The sequence below is a fragment of the Blautia sp. SC05B48 genome (genome assembly GCF_005848555.1).
Taxonomy (GTDB): domain Bacteria; phylum Bacillota; class Clostridia; order Lachnospirales; family Lachnospiraceae; genus Blautia_A.
The window spans coordinates 2,582,521-2,607,816 of record NZ_CP040518.1 but is presented as its reverse complement, the minus strand read 5'-3'; the positions used below and the strand labels follow the sequence as shown (position 1 = coordinate 2,607,816).

33 protein-coding genes and 6 tRNA genes are annotated in these 25,296 nt (G+C 43.0%); 8 read left to right on the top strand and 31 right to left on the bottom strand.

The features are described 5' to 3' along the window. The first annotated feature begins 113 nt into the window (after positions 1 to 113). Positions 114 to 1,139, top strand: a complete 1,026-nt coding sequence (locus tag EYS05_RS12050; RefSeq protein WP_021651824.1) for a branched-chain amino acid aminotransferase — start codon at positions 114 to 116, stop codon at positions 1,137 to 1,139. A gap of 147 nt (positions 1,140 to 1,286) precedes the next feature. On the opposite strand, the gene EYS05_RS12045 is transcribed toward EYS05_RS12050, so the two are convergent. Both EYS05_RS12045 and thyA read right to left on the bottom strand, forming a co-directional pair. Then, positions 1,287 to 1,781, bottom strand: a complete 495-nt coding sequence (locus EYS05_RS12045; protein WP_015524334.1) for a dihydrofolate reductase — start codon at positions 1,779 to 1,781, stop codon at positions 1,287 to 1,289. A 23-nt stretch (positions 1,782 to 1,804) separates the two neighbouring features. Continuing rightward, a complete protein-coding gene (thyA, locus tag EYS05_RS12040; protein WP_138277250.1) occupies positions 1,805 to 2,653 on the bottom strand; it encodes a thymidylate synthase in 849 nt (282 codons plus the stop codon). A 224-nt stretch (positions 2,654 to 2,877) separates the two neighbouring features. Here thyA and EYS05_RS12035 point away from each other — a divergent pair, with 224 nt between their 5' ends. After that, entirely contained in the window at positions 2,878 to 3,408 is a 531-nt protein-coding gene (locus EYS05_RS12035; protein WP_138277249.1) for a VanZ family protein, read from the top strand. 129 nt (positions 3,409 to 3,537) lie between these two features. Here the strand turns inward: EYS05_RS12035 and EYS05_RS12030 are convergent, their stop codons facing one another. The 3 genes from EYS05_RS12030 to EYS05_RS12020 form a co-directional block, all read right to left on the bottom strand. Further along, complete coding sequence (locus EYS05_RS12030; RefSeq protein WP_138277248.1) at positions 3,538 to 3,966, bottom strand: hypothetical protein; 429 nt, start codon at positions 3,964 to 3,966, stop codon at positions 3,538 to 3,540. Positions 3,967 to 4,003: 37 nt separating this feature from the next. Continuing rightward, positions 4,004 to 5,548, bottom strand: coding sequence for a 4-alpha-glucanotransferase (malQ, locus tag EYS05_RS12025; protein WP_138277247.1), 1,545 nt, complete (start codon positions 5,546 to 5,548; stop codon positions 4,004 to 4,006). Between the two features lie 97 nt (positions 5,549 to 5,645). Then, positions 5,646 to 6,584, bottom strand: a complete 939-nt coding sequence (locus tag EYS05_RS12020; protein ID WP_022426630.1) for an alpha/beta fold hydrolase — start codon at positions 6,582 to 6,584, stop codon at positions 5,646 to 5,648. A gap of 240 nt (positions 6,585 to 6,824) precedes the next feature. Here EYS05_RS12020 and EYS05_RS12015 point away from each other — a divergent pair, with 240 nt between their 5' ends. Further along, the gene (locus EYS05_RS12015) at positions 6,825 to 7,988 is read left to right on the top strand and encodes a DUF5067 domain-containing protein (RefSeq protein WP_243119097.1); all 1,164 of its coding nucleotides are present in this window, start codon (positions 6,825 to 6,827) and stop codon (positions 7,986 to 7,988) included. Positions 7,989 to 8,199: 211 nt separating this feature from the next. Then, on the top strand, positions 8,200 to 8,415 hold the full coding sequence (locus EYS05_RS12010) for a DUF378 domain-containing protein (protein ID WP_015524323.1): 216 nt from the start codon (positions 8,200 to 8,202) through the stop codon (positions 8,413 to 8,415). 105 nt (positions 8,416 to 8,520) lie between these two features. On the opposite strand, the gene EYS05_RS12005 is transcribed toward EYS05_RS12010, so the two are convergent. The 5 genes from EYS05_RS12005 to epsC all read right to left on the bottom strand — a co-directional run bounded on the left by EYS05_RS12005 (position 8,521) and on the right by epsC (position 9,895). Next, positions 8,521 to 8,593 (bottom strand) — tRNA-Gly (locus tag EYS05_RS12005). 3 nt (positions 8,594 to 8,596) lie between these two features. Then, positions 8,597 to 8,667, bottom strand: a tRNA-Gly gene (locus EYS05_RS12000). Positions 8,668 to 8,702: 35 nt separating this feature from the next. Further along, a tRNA-Gly gene (locus EYS05_RS11995) sits at positions 8,703 to 8,775 on the bottom strand. 3 nt (positions 8,776 to 8,778) lie between these two features. Next, positions 8,779 to 8,849 (bottom strand) — tRNA-Gly (locus EYS05_RS11990). 125 nt (positions 8,850 to 8,974) lie between these two features. Continuing rightward, positions 8,975 to 9,895, bottom strand: a complete 921-nt coding sequence (gene epsC / locus EYS05_RS11985; RefSeq protein ID WP_118624352.1) for a serine O-acetyltransferase EpsC — start codon at positions 9,893 to 9,895, stop codon at positions 8,975 to 8,977. Positions 9,896 to 10,079: 184 nt separating this feature from the next. On the opposite strand from epsC, the gene EYS05_RS11980 reads away from it, so the two are divergent. Together EYS05_RS11980 and EYS05_RS11975 are read left to right on the top strand one after the other, a co-directional pair. Continuing rightward, positions 10,080 to 10,167: transfer RNA gene (locus EYS05_RS11980), tRNA-Ser, on the top strand. Between the two features lie 129 nt (positions 10,168 to 10,296). Further along, positions 10,297 to 10,367 (top strand) — tRNA-Trp (locus EYS05_RS11975). A 168-nt stretch (positions 10,368 to 10,535) separates the two neighbouring features. Here EYS05_RS11975 and EYS05_RS11970 read toward each other — a convergent pair. From EYS05_RS11970 to EYS05_RS11915, 11 genes are all read right to left on the bottom strand, one after another. Continuing rightward, positions 10,536 to 10,958 (bottom strand): cytidine deaminase, encoded by a 423-nt coding sequence (locus EYS05_RS11970; protein WP_118514723.1) that lies wholly within the window; start codon positions 10,956 to 10,958, stop codon positions 10,536 to 10,538. A 42-nt stretch (positions 10,959 to 11,000) separates the two neighbouring features. Beyond that, entirely contained in the window at positions 11,001 to 11,789 is a 789-nt protein-coding gene (udp, locus tag EYS05_RS11965; protein ID WP_118514725.1) for a uridine phosphorylase, read from the bottom strand. 105 nt (positions 11,790 to 11,894) lie between these two features. Then, a complete protein-coding gene (locus tag EYS05_RS11960; RefSeq protein WP_118514727.1) occupies positions 11,895 to 12,362 on the bottom strand; it encodes a YbaK/EbsC family protein in 468 nt (155 codons plus the stop codon). A 25-nt stretch (positions 12,363 to 12,387) separates the two neighbouring features. Further along, positions 12,388 to 12,750, bottom strand: a complete 363-nt coding sequence (locus tag EYS05_RS11955; RefSeq protein WP_118624350.1) for a hypothetical protein — start codon at positions 12,748 to 12,750, stop codon at positions 12,388 to 12,390. Positions 12,751 to 12,780: 30 nt separating this feature from the next. Further along, positions 12,781 to 13,287, bottom strand: a complete 507-nt coding sequence (locus EYS05_RS11950) for a PF20097 family protein (protein WP_118624348.1) — start codon at positions 13,285 to 13,287, stop codon at positions 12,781 to 12,783. Positions 13,288 to 13,484: 197 nt separating this feature from the next. Continuing rightward, positions 13,485 to 13,748 (bottom strand): hypothetical protein, encoded by a 264-nt coding sequence (locus EYS05_RS11945; protein WP_243101169.1) that lies wholly within the window; start codon positions 13,746 to 13,748, stop codon positions 13,485 to 13,487. A gap of 457 nt (positions 13,749 to 14,205) precedes the next feature. Further along, positions 14,206 to 14,862, bottom strand: coding sequence for a hypothetical protein (locus EYS05_RS11935; RefSeq protein WP_243119095.1), 657 nt, complete (start codon positions 14,860 to 14,862; stop codon positions 14,206 to 14,208). A 307-nt stretch (positions 14,863 to 15,169) separates the two neighbouring features. Further along, positions 15,170 to 15,343, bottom strand: coding sequence for a response regulator (locus EYS05_RS11930; protein ID WP_138277245.1), 174 nt, complete (start codon positions 15,341 to 15,343; stop codon positions 15,170 to 15,172). Then, on the bottom strand, positions 15,285 to 16,001 hold the full coding sequence (locus EYS05_RS11925; RefSeq protein WP_138277244.1) for a sensor histidine kinase: 717 nt from the start codon (positions 15,999 to 16,001) through the stop codon (positions 15,285 to 15,287). Before EYS05_RS11925 ends, EYS05_RS11930 begins: the two co-directional genes overlap by 59 nt. Positions 16,002 to 16,035: 34 nt before the next feature. Next, on the bottom strand, positions 16,036 to 16,857 hold the full coding sequence (locus EYS05_RS11920) for a hypothetical protein (RefSeq protein ID WP_118624573.1): 822 nt from the start codon (positions 16,855 to 16,857) through the stop codon (positions 16,036 to 16,038). Between the two features lie 5 nt (positions 16,858 to 16,862). After that, positions 16,863 to 17,480, bottom strand: a complete 618-nt coding sequence (locus EYS05_RS11915; protein ID WP_118514737.1) for a helix-turn-helix domain-containing protein — start codon at positions 17,478 to 17,480, stop codon at positions 16,863 to 16,865. Positions 17,481 to 17,672: 192 nt separating this feature from the next. On the opposite strand from EYS05_RS11915, the gene EYS05_RS11910 reads away from it, so the two are divergent. Then, positions 17,673 to 18,308: a class I SAM-dependent methyltransferase gene (locus EYS05_RS11910; RefSeq protein WP_138277243.1), complete on the top strand. Its 636-nt coding sequence runs from the start codon at positions 17,673 to 17,675 to the stop codon at positions 18,306 to 18,308. Between the two features lies 1 nt (position 18,309). Here the strand turns inward: EYS05_RS11910 and EYS05_RS11905 are convergent, their stop codons facing one another. The 3 genes from EYS05_RS11905 to EYS05_RS11890 all read right to left on the bottom strand — a co-directional run bounded on the left by EYS05_RS11905 (position 18,310) and on the right by EYS05_RS11890 (position 20,372). Further along, a complete protein-coding gene (locus tag EYS05_RS11905; protein ID WP_138277242.1) occupies positions 18,310 to 19,158 on the bottom strand; it encodes an alpha/beta fold hydrolase in 849 nt (282 codons plus the stop codon). A gap of 334 nt (positions 19,159 to 19,492) precedes the next feature. Further along, entirely contained in the window at positions 19,493 to 19,852 is a 360-nt protein-coding gene (locus tag EYS05_RS11895) for a DUF2500 domain-containing protein (protein WP_138277241.1), read from the bottom strand. A 31-nt stretch (positions 19,853 to 19,883) separates the two neighbouring features. Further along, positions 19,884 to 20,372, bottom strand: a complete 489-nt coding sequence (locus EYS05_RS11890) for a hypothetical protein (protein WP_118514745.1) — start codon at positions 20,370 to 20,372, stop codon at positions 19,884 to 19,886. Positions 20,373 to 20,466: 94 nt separating this feature from the next. Between EYS05_RS11890 and EYS05_RS11885 the strand changes: the two genes are divergently transcribed. After that, on the top strand, positions 20,467 to 20,895 hold the full coding sequence (locus EYS05_RS11885; RefSeq protein ID WP_138277240.1) for an MATE family efflux transporter: 429 nt from the start codon (positions 20,467 to 20,469) through the stop codon (positions 20,893 to 20,895). A 249-nt stretch (positions 20,896 to 21,144) separates the two neighbouring features. Here the strand turns inward: EYS05_RS11885 and EYS05_RS18080 are convergent, their stop codons facing one another. From EYS05_RS18080 to EYS05_RS11850, 7 genes are all read right to left on the bottom strand, one after another. Beyond that, positions 21,145 to 21,237, bottom strand: coding sequence for a hypothetical protein (locus EYS05_RS18080; protein WP_334295809.1), 93 nt, complete (start codon positions 21,235 to 21,237; stop codon positions 21,145 to 21,147). Positions 21,238 to 21,420: 183 nt separating this feature from the next. Continuing rightward, positions 21,421 to 21,669 (bottom strand): nitrilase-related carbon-nitrogen hydrolase, encoded by a 249-nt coding sequence (locus tag EYS05_RS11875; RefSeq protein ID WP_118514749.1) that lies wholly within the window; start codon positions 21,667 to 21,669, stop codon positions 21,421 to 21,423. Then, positions 21,666 to 22,250 (bottom strand): NUDIX hydrolase, encoded by a 585-nt coding sequence (locus EYS05_RS11870; protein WP_118514751.1) that lies wholly within the window; start codon positions 22,248 to 22,250, stop codon positions 21,666 to 21,668. The genes EYS05_RS11875 and EYS05_RS11870 overlap by 4 nt, the downstream gene beginning before the upstream one ends. Before the next feature lie 96 nt (positions 22,251 to 22,346). Then, positions 22,347 to 22,577: a GNAT family N-acetyltransferase gene (locus tag EYS05_RS18075; RefSeq protein WP_138277239.1), complete on the bottom strand. Its 231-nt coding sequence runs from the start codon at positions 22,575 to 22,577 to the stop codon at positions 22,347 to 22,349. Further along, on the bottom strand, positions 22,567 to 23,751 hold the full coding sequence (locus EYS05_RS11860) for an MFS transporter (RefSeq protein ID WP_118624336.1): 1,185 nt from the start codon (positions 23,749 to 23,751) through the stop codon (positions 22,567 to 22,569). Before EYS05_RS11860 ends, EYS05_RS18075 begins: the two co-directional genes overlap by 11 nt. A 21-nt stretch (positions 23,752 to 23,772) precedes the next feature. Next, complete coding sequence (locus tag EYS05_RS11855; protein ID WP_118514757.1) at positions 23,773 to 24,792, bottom strand: D-2-hydroxyacid dehydrogenase; 1,020 nt, start codon at positions 24,790 to 24,792, stop codon at positions 23,773 to 23,775. Next, on the bottom strand, positions 24,782 to 25,258 hold the full coding sequence (locus EYS05_RS11850; RefSeq protein ID WP_118514759.1) for a pyridoxamine 5'-phosphate oxidase family protein: 477 nt from the start codon (positions 25,256 to 25,258) through the stop codon (positions 24,782 to 24,784). Before EYS05_RS11850 ends, EYS05_RS11855 begins: the two co-directional genes overlap by 11 nt. Between the last annotated feature and the right edge of the window lie 38 nt (positions 25,259 to 25,296).

Here is a 25,296-nt window from a genome sequence, read left to right as displayed (position 1 = left end):
GAAATCATATTAAAATTACAAGCAAATGAAAAAAAGGAAGAAAAAACTATTGAAGTCATCACGTAAAAGTTTTACAATGGTAAAAAGTAAAAATTGTAAACGGAGGAATCGTTATGGAAAAAAAGAACATCGACTGGTCCAGCATCGGATTCGCTTACATGCCAACCGACTACAGATACGTGTCTAATTTTAAAGATGGAAAATGGGATGAGGGTACTTTAAGCACAGACCCTAATATCGTACTCAACGAGTGTGCTGGTGTGCTTCAGTATTCTCAGAGTGTATTCGAGGGTCTGAAGGCATACACAACAGAAGACGGACATATCGTTACTTTCCGTCCTGACCTGAACGCAGAGCGTATCGCTGCATCTGCAGCAAGACTTGAAATGCCGGTATTCCCGAAGGAAAGATTTATCGACGCTGTTGAGCAGGTTGTTAAGGCAAATGCTGCATGGGTTCCGCCATATGGTTCCGGCGCAACACTTTATCTTCGCCCGTACATGTTTGGTTCCAACGCCGTGATCGGTGTTAAACCGGCTGACGAATATCAGTTCCGTATCCTTACAACACCGGTTGGTCCGTACTTTAAAGGCGGCGCCAAACCGATCACGATCCGTGTCAGCGACTATGACCGTGCCGCACCTTGCGGAACCGGTAACATCAAGGCTGGCCTGAACTACGCAATGAGCCTTCATGCTATCGTAGATGCTCACAAACAGGGCTTTGATGAGAACATGTACCTTGATCCCAAGACTCGTACAAAAGTTGAGGAGACAGGCGGAGCAAACTTCATCTTCGTTACTAAAGACGGCAAGGTTGTAACACCGAAGTCTGACAGCATCCTTCCTTCCATCACACGTCGTTCTCTGATCTACGTTGCAAAGGAGTACCTTGGACTGGAAGCTGAAGAGCGTGAGGTCTACTTCGATGAGGTTAAAGATTTTGCAGAGTGTGGTCTTTGCGGTACTGCTGCAGTTATCTCTCCTGTCGGAAAGATCAATGATCACGGCAAGGAAATCTGCTTCCCAAGCGGAATGGAGAAGATGGGACCGGTTATCCAGAAGCTGTACGACACACTGACCGGTATCCAGATGGGACGCATCGAAGCACCGAAGGGATGGATCCACGTAATCGAGTAATTACCGGATTTTCGTCATTATACATAACATTAAGCACAAAAAAACAGACCGCCGTATTTTTTTCGATGGTCTGTTTTTTTATTATTTCTTCATTGTTTTTCTGTACAAAGCGGGCATTCTCATTCTGCTTTATGATCTGTGCTCACATTATCTATCTTTTCTCTCGTATTTCACAAACGCATATTCCAGATCAAAGTATGTCTGTTCTTCACTCTCCGCTGTGATCTCCCAGTCCGGGTCCTCATCCAGGTTTGGGAAATACGCATCCGCTTCATATGCAAAATCGATTTTTGTCACATGAGCTGTATCACAGTACGGAAGCATCTGTTTGTAAATACTGTCTCCGCCGATACAGTACACATCCTCTGCCGGATATTTCTCCACTTCCTTCAGTGCTTCCTCGATGCTGTGAACGATCACCGCACCTTTTACCTGATAATCCCTGTTGCCGGTGATCACAATGTTGGTTCTGTTTTTCAGAGGAAGTCCGTTTGGAAAAGACTCCAGTGTTTTTCTTCCCATAACAACCACTTTTCCTGTAGTTTCCTCACGGAACATCTTCATATCTGCCGGAATACTTACCAGAAGTTCATTATTTCTTCCGATTCCCCAGTTTTTATCTGCTGCAACAATAATATTCATTCTTTCTTCCTTTCTTTATGCAATTATACTGCAATGGGAATATTTTTGATCTGTGGCCATGTCTCATAATTCTCCACGATCAGATCATCGGTGGTGAATTTATAAAAATCCTTTATCTCCGGATTCAGTTTTACTGTCGGTGCAGGATACGGTTTTCTGGAGATCAGTTCTTTAATTACCGGAATATGACGATCATAAATATGGCAGTCTGCGATCACATGAACAAGCTCTCCGGCTTCCATATCGCAGGCCTGTGCGATCATCATGAGAAGAAGAGAATACTGACACACATTCCAGTTGTTTGCAGCCAGGATATCCTGAGATCTCTGGTTCAGCACCGCATTAAGGACCAGCTTGTCTTTTTCGGGTTCCTTGGTTACATTGAAAGTCATGGAATAGGCACATGGGTAAAGATTCATCTCGTGGAGATCCTGATGTACATAAATATTGGTCATGATCCTTCTGCTGTACGGATTGTTCTTAAGATCAAAAAGAACTCTGTCTACCTGATCCATCATTCCCTCTTTATACTGATGCTTCACACCTAACTGATAGCCGTAGGCTTTTCCGATGGAACCGTTCTCATCTGCCCAGCTGTCCCAGATGTGGCTGTGAAGATCATGGATATTATTGGATTTCTGCTGCCAGATCCATAGAATCTCATCCATCGCACTCTTTAACGCTGTTTTTCTTAAAGTCAGTGCCGGAAACTCCTTCCGGAGATCATAACGGTTCACAACACCAAATCTCTTGATGGTATAAGCCGGAGTTCCATCCTCCCACACAGGACGTACCTTCTCACCTTCTGTGCTGGTTCCGTTTTCTATGACATCTTTGCACATGTCAATGAATATATTATCTGCAAGACTCATTTGTTGATTTCCTCCTGTAATTTTCTTCTATTCGATCCCGGGCTGCTTTTTTCTTAAAAATGCCCCTGAAATTTATTTTATATTCTAACACATTTCAGTCCTTACTGTCCACTTCCCCTTTAACCTCCTATCCCATTTAACCTTCTCTCCCTGTTTTTCCTTTTCCCTGTTCTTTTTCTGTATTTTTCTGGACTTTTCCATGCGGGAGTGCTATATTAAGAGCCATGAAAATACTGATTACATTATTAAAACCTTTTTCTTTTGCACCTGCGATCCTGATGATGTGCGTGATCTACTCTTTTTCCGCACAGACCGGAGATGTTTCCGGTGCCCTGAGCTATAAGATCAGCTACCAGATCGTAGAAACCAAAAACGAAATATTAGCTTCCGGCAAAAGCCTGGAACAGCTTTCCCAGGAAGCTGCAGATATCGAATTTTATGTCCGTAAGGCTGCTCACATGACAGAATACTGCCTGTTGGCCATATCTATTTCCTTCCCCCTCTATGTATACGGAGTTCGGGGAATCTGGCTGATGCTCCTTGCCGGATTTGTATGTGTGGGATTTGCCGGACTGGATGAATACCATCAGTCTTTTGTAGAGGCCCGCGGACCTTCCGTAAGGGATGTAGGGATCGACAGTTGCGGAGCAATGATCGGAATTTTGCTGGTACAGGCATTCTGCTGGTCTACCTTACATACCCCCAACAGAAAAAAATCTCGAAAAAAACGCAGAAACGCGCAAAGACGCAGATAACTGTTTTGCGATCTGCCTGATCTAAAAAACGGAACATACATAAGGATTTTTTTGCCTTATGATGTTCCGTTTTTGCTATTACTAATCGTCATATCTCAGCAGGCATTTTACTCTCACCTGCATCCGGTTTTATTTTTCGTCTTTCTCCTCCGGTGCGTCATCCAGATTTTCCGCAAGATGCGCCCGCTCCGCAATTGACATTTTTTTCTTTGCCACGGTTTCCGGATTTTGAGAAGCTTCCTCTGCCGCTTTTTTCGCAACAGCTTCTTCTATCTCATGTTTCTGTGCGCCAGCCTTTGCAAGATTACGGATCGCCATGATCAAAAGCACTGCTCCGATCACAACAAAAATACCTCCCGCTGCCAGAAATACCACACCGGAGTCTTCTGCTCCGCTTATGACACTGGCGCAGAGACGATATCCTGTATACACAAGATAGCCTCCTGCAAAGATCCACAGAAGACTGCTTCTTGTGGAAGAATTTCCCTGTCCGGAATTCTTTTCCTCAGCAGTTTCCTGCTGCAGCTCTTCCTTATTTTCTCTTTTCTGTTCTTCCATGATGTATTTCTGTCCTTTCTGATATCCTTATATTTCTCTATTTGTCAGATATCTTTTCCCTGTCAGCTTCTGTTTTTTCCTTCTCTTCCGTTTCTTCTTTTACAAGTCTTCCATAAAGCTTTGTCATTTTATAAATCTTCTGAATAATTGTTTCATTGAGCTGGCCTTTTTTCATACGCCACTTCCAGTTGTCACCAAGAGTTGACGGTTCATTGATCCTTGCCTCATTTCCAAGGCAGAGATAATCCTGTACCGGGATCACACAGCGATCTGCAACACTGGACATCGCCGCACGTATCATGCTCCACACTGCCGCAGTCTCATGCTTGCCCTCACAGCCAATATAGGCCCTGGCAAAATTTCGGTCATGCTGGCTCAGATTGCGGAACCATCCTCTTGTTGTCTCATTGTCATGAGTACCTGTGTAAACAATGCAATTCCTTTCATATCTGTGCGTCAGATACGGACTGTCCTCATTCTCGTCAAAAGCAAACTGCAATACCTTCATTCCCGGGAATCCGGATTCTTCCACCATCTCGATCACACTGTCTGTAAGGAGACCAAGATCCTCTGCGATCACATCCAGCTTTCCAAGATTCTTTTCAAGCGCACGGAACAGATCCATTCCCGGTCCCTTTTCCCAGTGACCGAACTGGGCAGTTTTATCTCCGTACGGAATGGAATAATACTCATCAAAGCCTCTGAAATGGTCGATCCTTACCACATCATAAAGCTTCATACAATTTGCCATTCGGCGTGTCCACCATGCATAGCCTGTTTTCTTGTGATATTCCCAGTCATAAAGCGGATTTCCCCAGAGCTGCCCTGTGGCGGAAAAAGCATCCGGCGGACATCCGGCAACGCCGATCGGAATATTTTCCTTATCAAACTGGAACAATTCCGGCTGTGCCCAGGCATCCGCACTGTCAAACGCAACGTAGATCGGGATGTCTCCGATCATCTCCACTCCCTTAGCATTTGCATAAGCTTTCAGTGCTGTCCACTGTTTAAAAAAGCAGAACTGCTGGAAGCAGTAAAATCCCACTTCTTTTGCAAGCTTCTCTCTTTCTTCAGCCAATGCAGCTTTTTCTCTGTTTTTGAGTTCCGTAGGCCATTCGATCCAGCTGATCCCATTCAGGCTGTCCTTGATTGCCATATACAGGCTGTAATCTTCCAGCCAAGCAGCATTTTCTTTTACAAACTTACGGTACTCCTGATCTGTCTCACAGTCATAATTTTCAAAGGCTTTTCTCAAAAGCCGAAATCTGGAATTATAAATCTTCTCATAATCCACATAGCTCTCGTTTGTACCCCAGTCACAGTCCTCGCAATCACTTTTATCCAGATATCCCTCTTTTACAAAAGCCTCCAGATCAATAAAATACGGATTTCCCGCAAAGGTAGAAAAAGACTGGTATGGTGAATCTCCATATCCGGTAGGTCCGAGAGGAAGAATCTGCCAGTATTTCTGTCCTGCTCTTGCCAGCTGGTCTACAAACTCATATGCTTCCGCAGAAAAGCATCCGATTCCATATTTCGATGGAAGACTGGATACCGGAAGTAAAATCCCACTTGCTCTCATAATTTACGAATCCTCCTGTTTTCTCAGTAGTTGCGCCCTCTCACAGATGTCTGCAGGAGCACTCAGATTTTTATTATATCACTCTGTCACAGAGCGTTCAAAGTCCTTTTTTGCAGATATATGTAAATATATCATGATAAACCTTTTCCCTGTCTTTCTCATTCAGGATCTCGTGGCGCATTCCCGGATATAATTTTCCCCGGACATCCCGGTATCCTGCACAACGCATGGCACGGACAGACTTCGCAAACTGTCTCACATTTCCCATGCAGGGATCCTCCGCCCCACTGATAAACAGCACCGGCATTTCCGGCTTTGTACACTTCCAGTGCTTCACATCATAGGCTCTTTTCATCAGGTCAAAAAGTGCCAGATATGCATCATCCGTAAAGGTAAATCCACAGTATTCTGAATCCGAATAATCCTGCACAACCTGCGGATCAGAGCAGATCCAGGAAAAACGGTTTTTTTCTTTTTTAAAGTGCATTGCATAGCTTCCAAAAGACATCATCTCGATCAGACCCGCACTGTGTTTAGGCCCGAAAACAGTCTTTCCCGCTTTTGCCAGAGCTACTCCGACCGGGCGAAATACATTATAGCTGGGTGAGCCGCAGACGATCAGCATATCCATACAGCTGTCATGATGCGCTGCATAGGCACGAACTGCCAGAGAGCCCATGCTGTGTCCGAAAAGGATCAGCGGAATACCTGGGAAATGATCCTTGATCAAGCAGTTCACCGTATGGATATCCTGCAGCATGGCATCCGCCCCACCACCGTACATATACCCAAGATCCTCTTTACTGCGTACGCTTTTCCCATGGCCACGGTGATCATGGATCACACTTATATATTTTCGCTCTGCCATATATTCCATAAAAGGAATGTAGCGTTCCTTGTACTCACTCATTCCGTGAACGATCTGTATGATCCCACGGTATTTCTCATTACGTTCCAACTCCGGCACTACTGCTAAGCAGGAAATTTCCAATCCGTCTGCTTTTGAAGGAAATGAATACTGAATTGTCCGTAACATATATTTCACCTCACCTTTTCTGCTGCATAAAGCGGGCATTCGCATTCCGCTTTGTCACCTGTACTCAACCACTTTTTCTGTGTCTTCCAGTATATCATAACACAGGGGGTTTCTCAAACAGTAAACCTATGATATAATCGTTACGGTAACATAGGGTGATGCTGTTTGCCCGCAAATGCAAACAGATATCCTCTGACTTACCCACCCGAAAACCAGAATGACTTATTGTAAGGAGGAATAATGAATACAGAAGACAATAATGATTTTTATGACGATGAGCTCTCCAGATCATTGATCTCCAATGATTTTGAAGGCGACACTCCCCACAGAAAGAAAAAAAGCAAAAAGCCTCTCGTGATCTGTCTGATCATCCTTCTGATCGCTGCCGCAGCCGGCGGAACCGCCTGGTATATGATGCAGCGCCATAAACCGGTAGAAGCCACAGAAGAATTTCTCACAGGCATGCAGAACATGGATTTTACCACAATGGAGAACCTTCTCCAGAGTCATGATCTCAGTGCTCTGGATGATGCAGATATCCGTGATTCTGCTTACACAGATTTCTTCACTACCGTCAACAAAAAAATGACCTACAAGATCACCAAAAACAAATTTGACATCCAGAACGGAACTGCCAGGATAACGGTTCACATGAAATATATTGACGGAACCAATATCTATGCAGCAACTATTCAGGAATACACCCGTAAGGTTGCTGTCGCAGCCTATGCCGGAAAGGAAATGACACAGGATGATATCCAGGAAATGCTCGCTGCACTTCTTGCCGAAAATGCTTCCACAGCTGATGAGAAATACAGTGAGATCGATATTACCTATCCTCTGATCAAAATCGGCAGCGACTGGAAGATCGTTTCTCTGGATGACACCACAGTCAAGGTTATGTGTGCAAACTTCAAAAGCGTAAAAGACGAAATATCATCCCAGCTTACGGATGACAGCACAGATAGCAGTTCTGCCGCTGCAGAGGATTCTTCCACCCCAGGCAGCACGGCCTCTGCTGAGGACACAAGTGCATCCATTGATATTACAACTGACAAATTCTCCGTCCGTTTCAAACAGTTTGCGATTTCCAAGGACTACGGCGGAAATCCCTGTCTGATGATCTACTACGACTATACAAACTCCGGCGATTCCCAGTCCAGTGCATTTGTAGACTTCACCCTGCAGGCTTCCCAGAACGGAGAAGTTCTGGAAGGAACTTATCCGGAAGCCAGCGATGATGCTGTAGATAACTACATGAGCACCATTGATCCCGGAAAAACCGTCACTGTATGCCAGGTATTTCTTCTGAAGGATACTACCAATGATGTAACGCTTCAGGGCAAAGAAACTCTGAATGTAAGCGGCGGACAGACAACCTCTCAGATTCTGAAGCTGAAGTAAGATATCGGAATCGCCTGGCGGATATTTACGATCCAAATTCGATAAACCGGAAATTTACATTTTATCTTGCATATGAAAGGAAAACGGAAATTTCTCCTTCATGATTTTTTCATGGCTGGCAGAAATTTCCGTTTTTCTTTTTCTCATTCCTGTGTATATTTTTTCGATTCCATGAAAAACTATTTCCTGTATAACGAAAGGATGGTGACTTATGTCAAATAAATGTCTGCAGTACTTCACCCTGACCATTGCTGTGGTCGGTGCCATAAACTGGGGTCTGATCGGCTTCTTTAATTTTAATCTGGTAGCATTCCTGTTCGGAAGCATGAGCTGGCTCTCCCGGATCATCTACGGACTTGTAGGCTTATGCGGGCTTTATCTTCTGACCTTCTATACTCTGATCGATCAGGGTGAAACAACTGAATAAGCTACGCAGTAACACATAACGCAAAAAATCCTCTGCTGCATAAAAATAAAGCAGAGGATTTTTTCGCAACAAAAAAGAACTCTGATCATTCTCAGAGTTCCGAAGAGCGATAGACGGGGCTCGAACCCGCGGTCTCGACCTTGGCAAGGTCGCGCGTTACCAACTACGCCACTATCGCACAAGCGGGTGATGGGAATCGAACCCACGTATCCAGCTTGGAAGGCTGGTGTTCTACCATTGAACTACACCCGCAGTTATGAAATTATAAATCTTCATCCTTCGATGAGAGCGATAGACGGGGCTCGAACCCGCGGTCTCGACCTTGGCAAGGTCGCGCGTTACCAACTACGCCACTATCGCATAAGCGGGTGATGGGAATCGAACCCACGTATCCAGCTTGGAAGGCTGGTGTTCTACCATTGAACTACACCCGCGCATCGTCGCTTCGGTGATTACCGACTGCTTGACCGCTGCAACGATGATTAGTATATAGCAAGCTGTTTTATTTGTCAACAGTTTTTTGCAATTTTTTTAAACTTTTTTATTTATTGGATTTTTATCAATACTCCCATACATTTGTGGCAGAAACCTGGGCCTTCGGTTTCTTGATCACAAGCTCCGGACTTTTTGCACTGACCTTGGTATTTGCAGGAATGGATTCTGTGATAAAGGTATTACCACCTATAATCGTATTCTCTCCTACAACCGTCTCACCACCGAGCACTGTGGAATTAGAATAGATCGTTACATTATCACGGATCGTCGGATGACGTTTTACATTGGCAAGCTGCTGTCCCTTTCTTGTGGAAAGCGCTCCCAGTGTCACTCCCTGATACAGCTTTACATTATTTCCGATCTCTGTAGTCTCACCTACAACCACACCGGTACCATGATCGATAAAGAAATACTCTCCGATGGTCGCTCCCGGGTTAATATCAATTCCTGTACGGCCGTGTGCATATTCTGACATCACACGTGGGATAAACGGAATTTCTTCTTTATAAAGAATATGAGCCAGACGATATACATAGATTGCAAACAGTCCCGGATAGGAAAAAATAATTTCTTCCTTACTCTTGGCTGCAGGGTCTCCGTCAAAACCAGCCTGCACATCTGTCAGAAGCAGTCTCTGGATCTCCGGAAGCTGCTCAAAAAATCCACATGTGGTTCTGTCTGCACGAGCTGCTGCCTCTTCCGGTTCCTCTCCGTGATAAAGAAGCGCAATCTCGATCTGATTCTTCAATCTGTCATAAATGTCATTCAGTCTGTGTCCCACATAATATTCCGGAAATACGGTAGCACTGGTATCCGTACTGAAATATCCCGGAAATACAATTGATTTCAGATCTCTTACTATATCAATGATCACCGAACGATTCGGCAGCCGTCTGCCGCTCTTCGGCATAAAAAGTTCTTCTGAAGCATAATTCTCAGTAAGCCCCTTCGCTGCTCTGAGAATCGCTGATTTCTTATCGCTCATAATTCCCTCCATTTCTGCACATCCACTTCTGTCTGTACACTTTATCTCATTATCATATTATAGTCCGGAAGATTCGTCAATAATACAAAAAAGAAAAATTTTAAAAAAGATTGACCTTTCTCCGGATACCTTATATAATAATAAAGGTTTTCACGAAAGCTGCTGAAAAGCTCTGAAAACATCCGGAGATGTACCCAAGTGGCTGAAGGGTCCGCACTCGAAATGCGGTAGGTCGGGCAACCGGCGCGAGGGTTCAAATCCCTCCATCTCCGTTTTTCTGCCGATTTATGACAGGAAGAATTTTTATTTATATTTTATTATACAAAAAAGCACTCTCATCTCTTGACAATTGTATATTTTATATGTATAATTGCAACAGTGATGAAAACACAATTTAATATAGGGGATTGGTCAAATGGTATGATAGGGGTCTCCAAAACCTTTGGTGGGAGTTCGATTCTCTCATCCCCTGCTCTTAGGAACGCTGGAAAGCCTTAATTAAGGTTTTCAGCGTTTTTTGTTGTATGACAGAAAAAGTGACCGCCCGGCCTGTGATATTCAACATCTGGGTGATCACTTTTCAATATTTTACTTCTCACTACTTCATATCGTGAAAATCTCTGCACGTATCTACCTGCGCTTATTTCTCCAGATTATCCGGTCCAAATCCAAATGGCAATAGTTCCTTTAATGTGAAGATATCATATTTATCTCTGCTGACTGCCAGTATGATCTGAAAGGTTTCCGGATCACAGAACTCCATCATAACCTGTCTGCATACTCCGCAGGGTGCTGCATACTCTGTAGGAACACCATCCTTGCCGCCAACGATACAGATTGCCTGAAAGTCTCTCACGCCTTCACTGACCGCTTTGAAAAAAGCAGTTCTTTCTGCACAGTTTGTTGGCGTATAGGCAGCATTTTCTATGTTGCACCCGGTATAATAGATGCCATTTTTGGCAAGAAGCACAGCCCCTACATGAAAATGTGAGTATGGCGCATATGAATAGTCCATCTGTCTGATCGCCAGATCGATCATTTCTTCAATCTGTTTCTTTTCCATGATTTTCCCACCTTTCCTGAATCAGGTGCATAACCGTTATTCTTACTTTTTCTGTGTCTGGTAGTCTGCACGGATCAGTTGCCGGATTGCCTGCAATGCAACATGGATTGCCTTATCGGTATCATGTACTACCGGATTTTCCAGCCCAAGTTTTTCTCTTTCCTGATTCGCCATTACCAAAAAGCAGGAACCCACTCGCACTTTTAAATAACTCGCCACTACAAAGAGAGCAGCCGATTCCATTTCTGAAGCAAGGCATCCAAGGCGCTTCCATGCTTCCCATTTATTCACCAGTTCATAGCTGACAGGTTTCGTTTCCGGCTCATGCTGACCGTAGAATGCATCTTTACACTGTACCACACCTGTGTGGAATTCACAGCCTTCTTTTTTGGCTCCTTCCACAAGTGCATTGATCACTTCCAGATTTGCCACAGCAGGAAACTCGATAGGTGCATACTCTTTGCTGGTACCTTCCATACGGATCGCACCGGTTGCAACAACAATGTCTCCGCTCTTTACTTCCGGCTGCATTCCACCGCAGGTTCCGATCCTGACAAATGTATCCGTTCCGCATCGATAAAGTTCTTCCATTGCGATCGAAGCGGACGGTCCGCCGATTCCGGTGGATGTCACACTTACCTTCACTCCATCCAGTGTTCCGGTATATGTTACATATTCCCGGTTATCTGCTACAAGAACCGGATCGTCAAAATACTGCGCGATCTTTTTACAGCGTTTCGGATCTCCCGGCAGGATAACGTAACGTCCTACTTCTCCTTTTGCCACCTGAATGTGATACTGTCTGCTTGCATCTTCTGAATAATTTTTCATATCCGTTTCCTCCTTTTCCAGCTAATGATTTTCCCCGTTTTTCTGTCTCTTCCGGACAAAAAAAGGACTGCACTTTCATACAATCCAGTCCCTTATTCTTTTATTTCAGCTTTCCTTACACACATCAACCCAGCCTTCAGCTCCGGATATCTGTTCCAGTTCTTCGATGGAAAGCTTCACTGCGCTGTGGTCATCTCCTGCTGCCGGATAAACGATGTCAAACTGCCGCAGGCTCTCATCCAGATATACATTCACGCCTTCGTTGATTCCGAACGGGCAGACGCCTCCAGGTGCATGTCCGATACAGGTTTCTACCTGCTCAAACGGAATCATCTTTGCTTTTACGTGAAAGGCATCCTTATATTTCCGGTTGTCGATCTTTGCGGTTCCCTCCGTCAGTATCAGTACCGGCTGGTCATCCCGAAGAAACGACATGGTCTTTGCGATCATCTCCGGTTCCACACCCAGGGCCTGAGCTGCCTCCACGACGGTCGCCGTAGAATCTTCCAGCCGGATCACATGATCCAGCATTCCTTTGTTTTTCAGATATTCTTCTGCTTTTTCCAGTGACATTTCCTGTACCTCCAAAATATCTATTTTATGTCAAAAATCCCTTGCAAGACCCGTTCATACATTTTGTATTCCGTCCAGCCAGTGTCCTCATAAAACATGTCTTTTGCCTGGACAAAATCTCATCCACATCACATTCAATATTCCACGGTACACCTGCATATCCTTCATTACAGACACTGTTCAGGATCACGCTTGCACAAAGCTGCCCTTCCTCTTCCAGCACAAAAAGTTCTCCTCTGTCAAGACTTTCCTGTAAAAAAGAATCTGTAGGATAAATCCCTTTCTTCCATCCAATCTTATCATTCTGATCGCTCATCTCATCAATAAGATCCCAGTAAAACTGTCTGATCCTGTAGAAATCTTCCAGGTTTACCTTCTTAAATAACATCGTTCATTCTTCCTTACATTATAGTCCAGTTTATTCATAAAATATAATGATCTTCTTACAATGCTCACAACGATAAGCATCGATCCGGTCACCATAGATCATTTTCGACAGGCCTTTTTCTGTGTTTAACCGTATGGACTCACCCCTGGTTCTCCATTCCATTCCCGAATTAAATGAATGGATCTGTCCCTCACTCATCTCTCTTCCGCAATAGGGGCATTTCACCTTCATTTCTTCTGCGTCTACGTTCTCCATCTCCGCGATGATCTTAAGCGCCTGTTCTGCCTCATCACTTCTCACCAGCACATCCACACCGTATATTCCAAATCCCGGAGAACCGTACATCGTAGGATTGCCGCCTGCTTCCTGGGAAAAAGCAGGAATATGATTTTCTTTCAGCAGTTCTACGATCTGCTCTGCTTCAATGATATTCTGTGCATTGTAAACTTTTGTACATTCACTCTTTGATTCCCCGGTGTCTTTCGGTACCGCTTCATGATTCCGCTTGAAAAAACTGCTGATATTCTTCGTACTCATATAATCCTGCCACCTTTCTGTATGCGATCAGCAACTGCCAATCTTCTTTTATTGCATCCATTATAACATAGATTCATTTTCTCCACGACAACAATCTTTCATAACTCCTCTATAAAATTTCAGGGGCCGTCCATGACGAACAGCCCCTGAAATCTTTTTTATTATAAATCAAATATTCACATACCGGAATTTACTTCTTACTGCTCAGAAAGATTCTCCTTGCAGAAAAGTTTAATACAGTTCTCAACCATCTCCTGGTCATACTCTGTAGAAATTCCGGAGCCAAGCCAGTAAGCATAGTCCCCTTTATCATACTGTCCCAGAGCATCAAGATCGCTGTCATAACGTAACTCAATGTGATAGGTGGTATCATTTGTATCCGGTGCAATGTAGAAATAAGTAAACTCACCGGAATCTTTATCATCGCTCTCATACTCATACAGGCCACGTGTCTCTTCCATTCCTGCATAGTAGTATGTATGGGAAAACAGCTCTTTTTTATCTTCATCATATCCTTGCAGTTTTCAAGCCACAGCTGTTTATACTGGTCATCAAGGATTACCGGACACAGTTCCTGATAAGAACCTGTAAGGTCTTTCATAAGCTGTTCGGCATCTGCCTGATTCTCTTCCTCTGTCTTCTGGGTTTCTTCTGTGGAAGTTTCTGTTTTTGCATCTGTGGAATCACTTGCTGCAATATGCCAGATGCATGTCGTTGTAAACCAGTTCAATTCCGGGAAATACCTGATACAGGGTAATATTCCCTACCCCACTTTCATTTTCAAGATAAAAACTATTACAGTCCTCATCATCTTTATCTTTATTCTCCCGTTGTCGCAAATCTATCCAAACAGAATTACAATATTCCAGTATCTTCCACGGTTCATTTGTATGGAAATGGATTTTTACCAGATATTGATTAATTTTCATCCCACTGCTTATACTCATCCAACCGCTGGATAAATCCGGAAAATTCCGGAACCGTGAAATCCAGTTCTTTATATCTTACCGGATAAATGATCCCCTTACTGATCAGCTGTGCTCTGGTCGTAGATATGGAACTGACACTTTTGTGAAGATTTTTTGCTACATTTGATATCGTACAGGGCAGCTCTCCACATTTTACCATTGCGAATATAAATTTTTTGTCACTTTCCGCACATCTTTCATACCTGGATCTGAAAAATCCGTCATCCAGCATTTTCAGAAATTCATCAATTCCCTGATCTACGTCAGAATACTCTATGACACTTGAATCCGTTCTTTTATAAACGATCTGACAGAGCTGCTGAATAAAAAATGGATACCCCTTTGTTATCTCCACGATCTTTTTTATCGCATTTTCTGTATAAGATACATGGAATTTCCTGACAGGTTCCTCAATTGCTTTTTTTGACTGCTCATATGTCAGAGAATCAACCTGTTTATACACAAACAGTCTCTCTGAATAAGATTTCTCATCAGAAAGCATTTTATAAATTTTAGGCAGTCCAGCTCCCACGATCATTACCGGATACCCCAGCTGATTGGTCCTGTGTAATGCTGCGATCAACGATCCCAGCTGATTCTGTTTCATATACTGAATTTCATCAATAAAAAAACATATCGGCGTTTCTGTTTTCTGAGCAGTCTCTCCAATTGTTGTAAAAACATCCGTCAGACTCTGCGTTAAGTTATTTGAAAGATATAAATCTCTGTCCTGCAATATAAACAGGCATTAACCCGGCACCAGGTCTGTATGGATTTATCTTAAACATATAAACACCTCCACGTTTAACTGATCATACCAGAAATTATCTTATTCCTATTTTACTGCATCCAGAGGTTTTATTCAACATTCCACCGCATCATATCGCAGAAAAATCCCTATAAACACCTATATCTTATCCCATATTTCTTCCCATACACTCCCGGAATGCAGCCAGAAGTTTTTTCTCTTCCAGCGGCTTGGTAAGATGCCGATCCATACCGGAAATACGGCTGTTGATGATGTCTTCCTCAAATGCATTGGCACTCATGGCAATGATTGGAATTGTACCGGTATCCCTTCTTCTCATGGAACGGATCTTGCGTGCCGCATCCCAGCCTGTCTGCCATCTTTCTGGCGATGGCAAGGCCAAGGCCTGTTTCTTCATATCTGGATCTGCAGGTTTCATTTTCCTGGGAAAACATCTCAAATACATGAGGAATAAAAGCTTCACTCATGCCAATCCCATTATCAGAACAGGTAAATTCATATACCACATGGTCATGATCTGCTTCTTTTTCCACACACCACACCTGCACACAGCCACCTGGTTCCGTAAATTTCACTGCATTGTCCGCAACTGCTGTCAGAATTCTTTCCAGATAAACCGGATTTCCTTTCAGACCAGTATGCCTCATATCAGATTTTTCCCAGTCTACTACAAACTCAACATTCTTTTCCTCTGCAAGGATCTGTTTACCGGTGTTGGCTCTGCTCAGAAGATCCGCCAGATCAAATGAAAGTTCCTGATCAGAAAATTCCTCAAACTCCAGCTTGTTCATCTCCAGTATATCGCTTACAATGGACACCAGATATTTCGATGATTTCATGACCTGATCCCTGCATCTCTTCTGCATTTCAAGATTATCGGGATAATGGCCAGCCAGCTCGATCATACCCATGATCCCATTTACCGGCGTACGGATATCGTGGCTCATATTAGACAGAAATCTGGATTTCAGGGCCACATCTTTCTTTGCCTCCGCTACCTGATGATGTTGATTATTTTTTTATCAGATAAGAATATTTTCGAATCTGATAACGCAACAATTCCCTGATTCGATTACAGATTTCTTCAGAATACATCCCATCAACGGAATCCAGAATGGCATTTACATCCTCAATGTTAAAATTAAAATCTATCTGGGTTCCATATAATTCTTCTGCTGCCTCAAGCTGAATGTCAAAATCCATGCTAAAAGGTTTTGATTCTATTTTTTCCAGGCAAGCCTCGTAGGATAATTCTAGTGGATAGTCCACACTGGTATCTGCAAATATGCAAAGTCCCTGGTCAAATAAAGGGCTGAGCGAATATCTCTGTGTTTTTTCATTATAGATCACAGCAATATTATTGGTATGTCTGTCCTCATTTACAAAAAAAGCATCAATCTCCAACATTGCCGTAATATACTTGCCAAAACCTTCAATCTCAGTTATACGTTCAACCTGTTCTACCATATACTGAATTCTTTCCGTAACTTCTTCAAAATCAGTCAGCCTTATAGCCAGGCTTTCCCCCATATATTGGCGATACAATTTCTCAACTGGAATCAGAATTTCATTCTTTTTTAAAAAATCCTCACTAACACAACCAGATATAACCTGCTCTTTATATTCGATCTGAACCGGTTCATATCTTACAAACGGATAGCTCAATTCACTTCTGTCCAGAAGCTTCGAAACAAGTACCTCTGCCAGGCTCTCATATCCCATATAATCCGCCTTGTACCACAGGTTCTCAATCTTCCATTTACGTTGATCACCTTTTGATGTATGCCCTGTCTTATGCAAAGGAGAATATTTATCAAGTTCAACTTTATCCATAAAAATCATCTCTCCTTTTTTACCATCATGATCCATTGGTGATCCCCTTCCATATATCCATCTGTTTTTTCAATAATCAGAAGTGGATCATAAAAAGGAATTCCTATATCTCTCAGGATTTCTTTTGCATGATCACGTGTCCTGGGAAAACATCTGTCCTCCAGAAAATACTCAAAATCATTCCAGCTTGGATTATCCACAACTCCAAATGCCCTTAATGGTATCTGATCCGTATAATTTTTAATATAAATTTTTTCGTGTAAAAAATCTATATCTATCATCGTGCACAGATAATCCCTGTTCATAAAATACATCCTCATTTTTACATCTGGATCTTCACTGAAATTATGCACACGTTTTATCTGACTGTAGATCGTCTGTCGGGATACATGGTATTTTTTTGCAATTTCTGTAATCTTCACACCCTGTTTCTGCAACGCAAGGATATTCGCAAGCTGTGGATCTGTAAAAGAATTTTTTCTGCCGGCCGGATTCCTGTTTGCAGAATTTCCTTTTTTTCTGTAGCATGCTGCATCTTCTGCGATCTGCCTTAACTCTTTAACATCTGTTGTACCAAAAATCGCTCTGATCTGTTCCGTTAAGTCTGGTTCTTTTTCTTTCATATAACCACCTCAGTCTGACTATAACATGTAAAAGAAAGAAGTGTCAAGTTTTTATTTCTTGACACTTCTTTCTTACGCAAATATTAGCTCTGTCAGGTTTTATCAACCATATTCCTTTTGACTTTTCCTGAAATTTATGATACCGTTAGTTAGTAGAATCTAACAGTAAATCAATATCAAGGAGACGTTGCTATGACCCCTGAAGAATATAAAAAACTTTCTGTCAAAGAATTTACACAGGCAGCCAAGATCTATGACAGTGGACACGCCGGCATTTATGAAATGTGCAAGGACGATTATCCGCCGATCCTGGCTGAACTGAAAAAAGAGCCTTTCTGCGATGTTTTGGACTGTGGATGTGGAACTGGCCCGATGATCGAACTTCTTCATGAAAAATATCCGGAGAAACACTACACCGGTCTGGATCTTACTCCTGAGATGATCCATGTGGCCCAGGCCAAGAATCTCTCCAACACGGAATTTCTTGTAGGTGACAGTGAAAATCTGCCCTTTGAGGATGATTCTTTTGATGCCGTTATCTGTGCAAACAGTTTTCATCATTATCCAAATCCCCAGGACTTTTTTAACAGTACCTACCGTGTCCTGCGTAAAGGCGGTCGCCTGATCCTGCGCGACTATACTTTCTCCAACTTCGTTGTCTGGCTTATGAATCATCTGGAGATGCCCTTGGCTAATCTGTTCGGACACGGCGACGTAAAGATACACAAACCTGCAGAATTCATCACCATGGCAGAAAAAGCCGGATTCACAGTACTGACTATGGAAAAGCAGAAAGGCTTCCGCGCACATCTTGTTGCGCGGAAATGATTTATATGTTTCCCAGAAAATCCCGGATCACTTTTACATAATCATCCGCTTTCAAAATCGTAGAAAGATGTCCACCCGAAACATACTGGATTGCAGGATCATGCATCAGCTGTATCAGGTCTTTCTGCATCTTTTCGGAAAAGAAATCCTGCTTCGGAAGTATCAGAAGTATTTTTCCCTTAAGCATTCTAAAATCAGCTTCCGTAACCGGCGTCTGCTTCATCAGATCAGCCAGCAGGCCGGAAATATGCACATCTTTTTCCTGGGTATAATCTTTGAAAATAGTTTCAAACATATCTTTGGCATATGCAATTTCTTCTTTACTCTCGTTCCGGCTGTGTCCCATTCCGACTTTGATCAGTTTCGGTTTCAGTTTCTCATAATTACAATGTTTCATATAAAATAGCATCAGCGGTGCCAAAAAATATTTCTTCCTGAGACTTTTTATCGTCTCCGCATCCATACCGCCTGTTGAGATCAGAATAAGCCCCCCAGCTTCCCCCGGATACGCCTGCGTATAGATCTGGGCAACCATGCCGCCATCACTTGCACCTATAAAGACCGGCTCTTTAATCCCCAGCCTTTCGAAAAAAACATGCATCCCTTTTACCAGTTCCTGGTTGGTCCGAATCTCCTGGGGATAATTAAAAAGCAGTACCTGATACGTATCAGACAGCGCATCTATATATCGCATCCACATTTCCAGTGTATTCATTCCTCCATTTAACAGTATCAGCGTCTTTCCACCTTTTTTCCCACTCAATACATAATGAAAAGTACTTCCGTCGACTTTTATATCCTTATATGTATGGGTTGCTGCAAATGCTCTCAGTTCTTCTGAATATGACATCTTTTTCCCTCCGTAAGTTTAATTTTCATTATAAATTAGTTTCTTCTAACATATTTTTTTCAAAAAACCGTGCAAACTTCTTTCAGTTCACACGGTTATTCCATTGGCCATAAACCTTTTGTTCCTTTCTCTGTATTCTGATCTATTTTTTTACATCTCTTATCACTTTTGCCGGCACTCCTGCCACAACTTTATTGGCAGGTACATCTTTGGTGACAACCGCTCCTGCTGCAAGCCCAAATATCAGATACAGCATTTTCTCCTGTACCCAGTTTCCATAATTTTTTTTCTTTCATGCTTCTTACCTCCAATTCCCACATGTTCCGCCATTTTTTCAGTTTCTCTCAAATCCAAGAAATCTCGTTCCCTGAAAACTTAATTCACCAACATCTCCCTCTGCCATCTGACCATATTCCTTTCCTGTGACAGCAAGTTCCATCCGATCGCCACTCTTCACTTCAAAAGTCACATAGTAACTGGTAGATGTAGTGGTGCTAAAACCGTCAAACTGCTGATTATGGAAAACCTTCGTTCGCTTTGCAACAATCTCTGCTGTGACCGTTAACCTGGGAGAATTGTTATTTTTATTCCATGTACTGATATTTTTCGCAAAAATATAAACCATCGTTCCCAAAACGCAAAAAAATATAATTGCAAATAAAATATTAAATACCTGGTCAAATCCATAAAACATAATTTCTTTCCCCTTTATCTGCCTATTTTTACTACATTACTAACACACCAATCACTGCCAGCACCGCTGAGATCACTGCCATTCCAACAGTTCCTGCAATCCATTTTTTGCGTTTATCTTCGCTGGTGATGTACGGCCTTAAGTCTTCTGTTCCCGGAATGATCCATGCTTTTGTATGACCTACCCACCAGTCATCCACAAGAAAACGGTCTATCACATTCATCACTGATAAAATGACAAACATCTGCCAGAAGCCGGACAGGAAATCCTCTGCGCCATTTATAGCATATACACATACGAGAATATACAGTATGTATCCCGGAATACAGATGATCTTAAACATCTTACTGTTTTTGCTGATTTTCTCATGGGTTGTCAGTCCCAGTTCCACACAGCGATCTTTTACATCCTGATGATAGAGATGCAACATTCCCACTGCGCCCTTTCGAATCCCGACGGCGCAGATCCCCATCAGCAAAATCCCAAGTATCAAACCCTCCAGCAGCACCTGTGCTATCATATTCTTTTTCCTCCTTCGTTCCGTGTTAGTCTCGATTTACTTTTATTTTATCAAATTCCTGTTCTAACTTCAAATCAGATTTTACGGATCTGTGATGGCGGTTCTTAAAGTCGGAATCCCCTCTGCCATTCAGGGTGCTGTTTTCTGCTTTGCCAATATTTTTGTACAGGCCTCTGTGAATGGCTTCGGCTCTTCTGCAATTGCAGGCAGTACCATTGCCATGAACTTTGAATATTTTACCTATTATGTGATCACTGCCTTCGGCCAGACAGCGACCACCTTTACCAGCCAGAACCATTCTGCCGGTCAGGATCACCGATGCAGAAAAATCCTGCGGATATGTATGATTTTCTCTGTCTTAAGCAGTCTGGTCCTTATTGAACCCTTTGTCATATTCCGGAATTTTTTTGCAGGAATTTTTTCTGCAGATCAAATCGTTATACAGAATGCCTGTCTTCGTATCCTGTGCATTCTTTTTTCGAACCGCTGTGCAACCTGTACGAAATTCCGGCAGGCGTATTAAGAGGCACCGAACATTCCCTGTACCCGGCTGTTGCTACCATTAGCGGGACCTGTTGTTTTCGCATTGCATGGATATGCACGGTTTTCAGACATTACCATCAGTTAAACATTCTGTATTATGCATTTCCGATCTCATGGGTGTTGACGATACTCCTTATTGCGATCGGATTTATTGCAAAAAAGCCAGATAAGATGTTTTGACTTATCTGGCTTTGGAGCATCATATTCTTCCCTGCTTCCGGATGTTATCTCACTTACACAATTTCCCTTCTTTATAGTGTTTTCTGCAAAGTGCCACATAACTTTCATTGGAACCCAGCATGATCTGTGCGCCTTCCCGCACGATTTTTCCGTTGGAATATCGTGTATTGCACTGTGCACGTTTCCCGCACCATCAGAATATTGGCAGATTTCAAGCTTCCCATCGCCCCGTATCTGAAATATAGTTTTGCCATTTTTTTGTTTCTCCTTTATCGATCATACTGCTCTCTGTCATCTGCTTTTGTATTTGCAGTCGGGACTATGATCAGGTCTGCACCTTTTCTTGCACAGGTACGGATGCTTTCCGGCACAATCTTACCAGTGCATCATTATCCATATCTATACAGTAATGGTCCACACATACCTTGTGATACTGCGGAAAAAACGGTGTCAGCTGTATTTCCGGAAAAAAGACCAGATCACAGTTTTCTGCCATATCACAGTATTTCAGGCTTTTATCAAGGTTCTCAGATATTTCTTTTCCCATACTCATCTGTACAAGTGCAATTTTCATTTACCGTTCCCCTTCACATCATTCATTTTTTCCAGAAGTTTGCTGTAAACATGCTCCACAAACCACGGTTCTGTAGATTTCTCCAATGCTTCTTCTGGTGAAAACCAGGCTACGCCGCTGTTTTCATCTGCTTTTATGGAAACCGCTTCTTCCGGGTCTGCCTCAAGGAGATATGTGATATTAAAGTGCAGATGGCTGGATACATATTTTCCTTTTTTCACATGACCATCTACAGTCAGGGATTCCATGGAAAAAATCTCCTCGGACACCGGATGAACATTGGAAATTCCGGCTTCTTCCTTTACCTCCCGGACTGCAACAGACAGAAGATCCGTCTCCCCATCCGCATGTCCTCCAAGCCAAGACCAGGAGTTGTAAATATTGTGATATACCATAAGAACTCTGTTTCGTTCCTTGTTCACAACCCAGGCGGAAGCTGTCATATGGGCTACTGTATTCTCTCTCAAAAAAGCATTCTTATTGTTTCTGATCCAGTCCAAAATTAAGATCTTATCTTTTTCTTCCTGTTCATTGTAGGGCTTGTATTTTTCTATCTGATCGATCAGTTTCTGACAGTTCATTGTTATCCTTTCCTTTCGACTTTATCAACACAGTGTCAATATAGCACTGGTAAACCACGCATCCTGTACCTGCTCACAGACAAATAACCCTTTTGCTTATCTGGATAGCCTCATATACAGAAGCGGATACGGATTCCCTTTCTCATCATGATCCGTTCTTTTATATGTCTGAAATCCCATGTGCTCATAAAAGTCGGCTGCCCGGGGATTCTGTTCGTTTACGGTGAGTTCTTGAATGTTATAAATTTCGATACCGTACTGAAGCAGCTGCTTTCCAAGCCCGTTCCCTCTGGCCTCCGGAGAAAGGCAGAGCAGCTCAGTCTGCACTCTGTCTGTTTTTCAGAAGCAGAATTCCCACCAGCAAAAATACAGGGAAAATAACCCCTGCCAGAATTCCCCTTTTCAGGTTATCCGATAATATCCCGGACACAAAGCCAACTAACGTCGGGCCTCCGGAACATCCTACATCTCCGGCCAGTGCCAGAAGTGCAAACAGGGATGTTCCGCCTCTTCGCAGTGCCATGGACGACTTGCTGAAACTTCCCGGCCACATGATTCCCACAGAAAATCCGCAGATGGAACAGCCGATCAGTGACACAAATGCAGATGGTGCAAGGGAAATACACAGATAGGAAATAATACAGAGAATGCTGCTGCCGATCATAAATTTGTCCAGATCAATCCGGTCTCCGAATTTTCCATAAAAGGCTCTGGAACTTCCCATCAGGATTGCAAATGCCATAGGGCCTGCAAGATCACCGATGGTCTTACTTACACCAAGTCCCATCTCCGCAAATGTGGACGCCCACTGGCTGACGCCCTGCTCGCTGGCGCCTGCACACAGCATCATTAACATCAGGATCCAGAATGTTTTATTTCTGCATAATTCTTTTATGGTCATTCCTGTCTCACCCTCTTCGATGAGTGTTGCGATAGGAACTTTTGTAAATGCAATACCATTTACAACCGGAATGATCGCCCAGATCAGTGCCATGATCTTCCAGTTTTCAATTCCAAATATCCGGAAGAAAATCGTGGAAAGCAGAACCACTGCCACATGACCCCAGCAGTAAAAAGAGTGGAGAAGGCTCATTGCCTTTTCTTTGTTGTCGCTTGGGCAGCTTTCTACAATGGGGCTGATCAGCACTTCGATCAGTCCTCCGCCTACGGCATAGATCACTACGGAAATAAATAATCCCGCAAATGCGTTGGGCAAAAGATCCGGCAGGATCACCAGACAGATCAGTCCTGCTGCCGAAAATACATGTGCCAGAACAATGGAAATCCGGTAACCGATCCGGTCTACAAATTTTGCTGACAGAAGATCGATCAGCAGCTGAATCCCGAAATTGAATGTGATCAGCATTGTGATCTGGCTCAGTGGAATGTGGTAACTTTTTTCGAATGTCAGAAAAAGCAGCGGCACAAAGTTATTTACGATCGCCTGTACGATGTAACCCGCAAAACAGGCGTATACCGTTTTCCGGTATTTGTCTTTCATTTAAACATCCTCCAATGTTATTTAATACCCGTCCTTTAACCGGACAATATTCTTTAATTCTTTTCCATTCACATATCGTTCCAGATTTTCCATACAGATGTTCCAGATCATGTCCTGGACTTCTGCGTTTCCTCCGAAACTTGGACCTGCGATGTGTGGGGTGATGAGGATGTTTTCCATATTCCAGAGAGGTGATGTCTCCGGCAGGGGTTCTGTCTCAAATACATCCAGGACTACGCCTTTTAAATGCCCCTCCTGTAATGCTCGGATCAAATCTTCTGTTGGAATGAGACTTCCCCGTCCTATGTTGACCAGAATTGCTTCTTTTTTCATGGAATGCAGCCGGTCATAATTCAGAAGTCCTTTTGTTTCCGGCGTTCCAGGGAGACAGCCGATTACGATATCTGCTTTTTGAAGCTGCTGATCCAATGCTGTCAGATCGTATATCTGGTCAAAATCTTTCAGCTGGTCTGAATGTTCTGAGACTGCAGTTCTTTTTATTCCAGTCACACGGGTTTCAAATGCTTTCATTCTGTGAGCGATATTTTTTCCAATGTCGCCGGTTCCCAGGATAAGAACATTTTTTCCGTATATAGTGTCTGATAATTTATTCTGTACCCAGAGATGTTCCTTCTCGTTTTTCCAGTAAACAGGAAATCCTCGGTACAGGGCAATGATGTTCCCGATCACATATTCCGATATGATTTTTCCGAATGCTCCGGAAGCATTAGTCAATGTAACTCCTGTCGGAAATGTTTTCATTTTTGTATACTTATCCGCACCGGCCCATGTCAGTTGAACCCAGCGGAAGTTTCCGGCTTTCTGAAGTTCCGATTCTTCCGGTTCTCCGATCACCACTTCCGCTGTTGTGATAGAATCCCTGGTTTCATTTTCCTCAAAAACAAACTCACATTTCTCTCCAAATTTTGTTATAAACCTGTCCCGGATTTCCGCGTCACACTGTGGCTTTACCAGGACTTTTATTTTCTTCTCTGTATTTCCCATGATATTCTTCTCCACAGGCAGTTTTTCAGGACTCATTTACCAGTTTCCCGGTTATATGTTCCGGTTCCAGCTCCAGACAGAGAACCTGGGAGCCGAAATGTTCCAGTTCGTATTCCACATATGTCTCATCATCCGTGAACTTTTTGCATAAATTTGTGCATATTTCTGTTACTTTTTCCGGTTCTTCCACTGTGTGAAGGCGTCCAAATACAATGACGCTTCGGATATTTAATGCCCATTCGCCCTCATTCCGGTATCCCTTGTCCATAACACAGAATGAAACTTTATCACAGTTTCTGATGGCATCGATCTTATGACCGGATTTCGCTCCGTGGAAATAGATTTTTCCATCTTTCTCATTATACCAGTGGGTCATCGGCATTCCATAAGGATAGCCTTCCTCTCCCTGCACAGAAAGTACGCCTCGCGGTTCTTTTTTCAGGATTTCGATACATTCTTCTTTGGTTAATTCCTGTTTGGATCTTCTCATTTTTCGAAACATAAACTGGTCCTCCCCTTGCTCTGTATCTAATCTGTTTT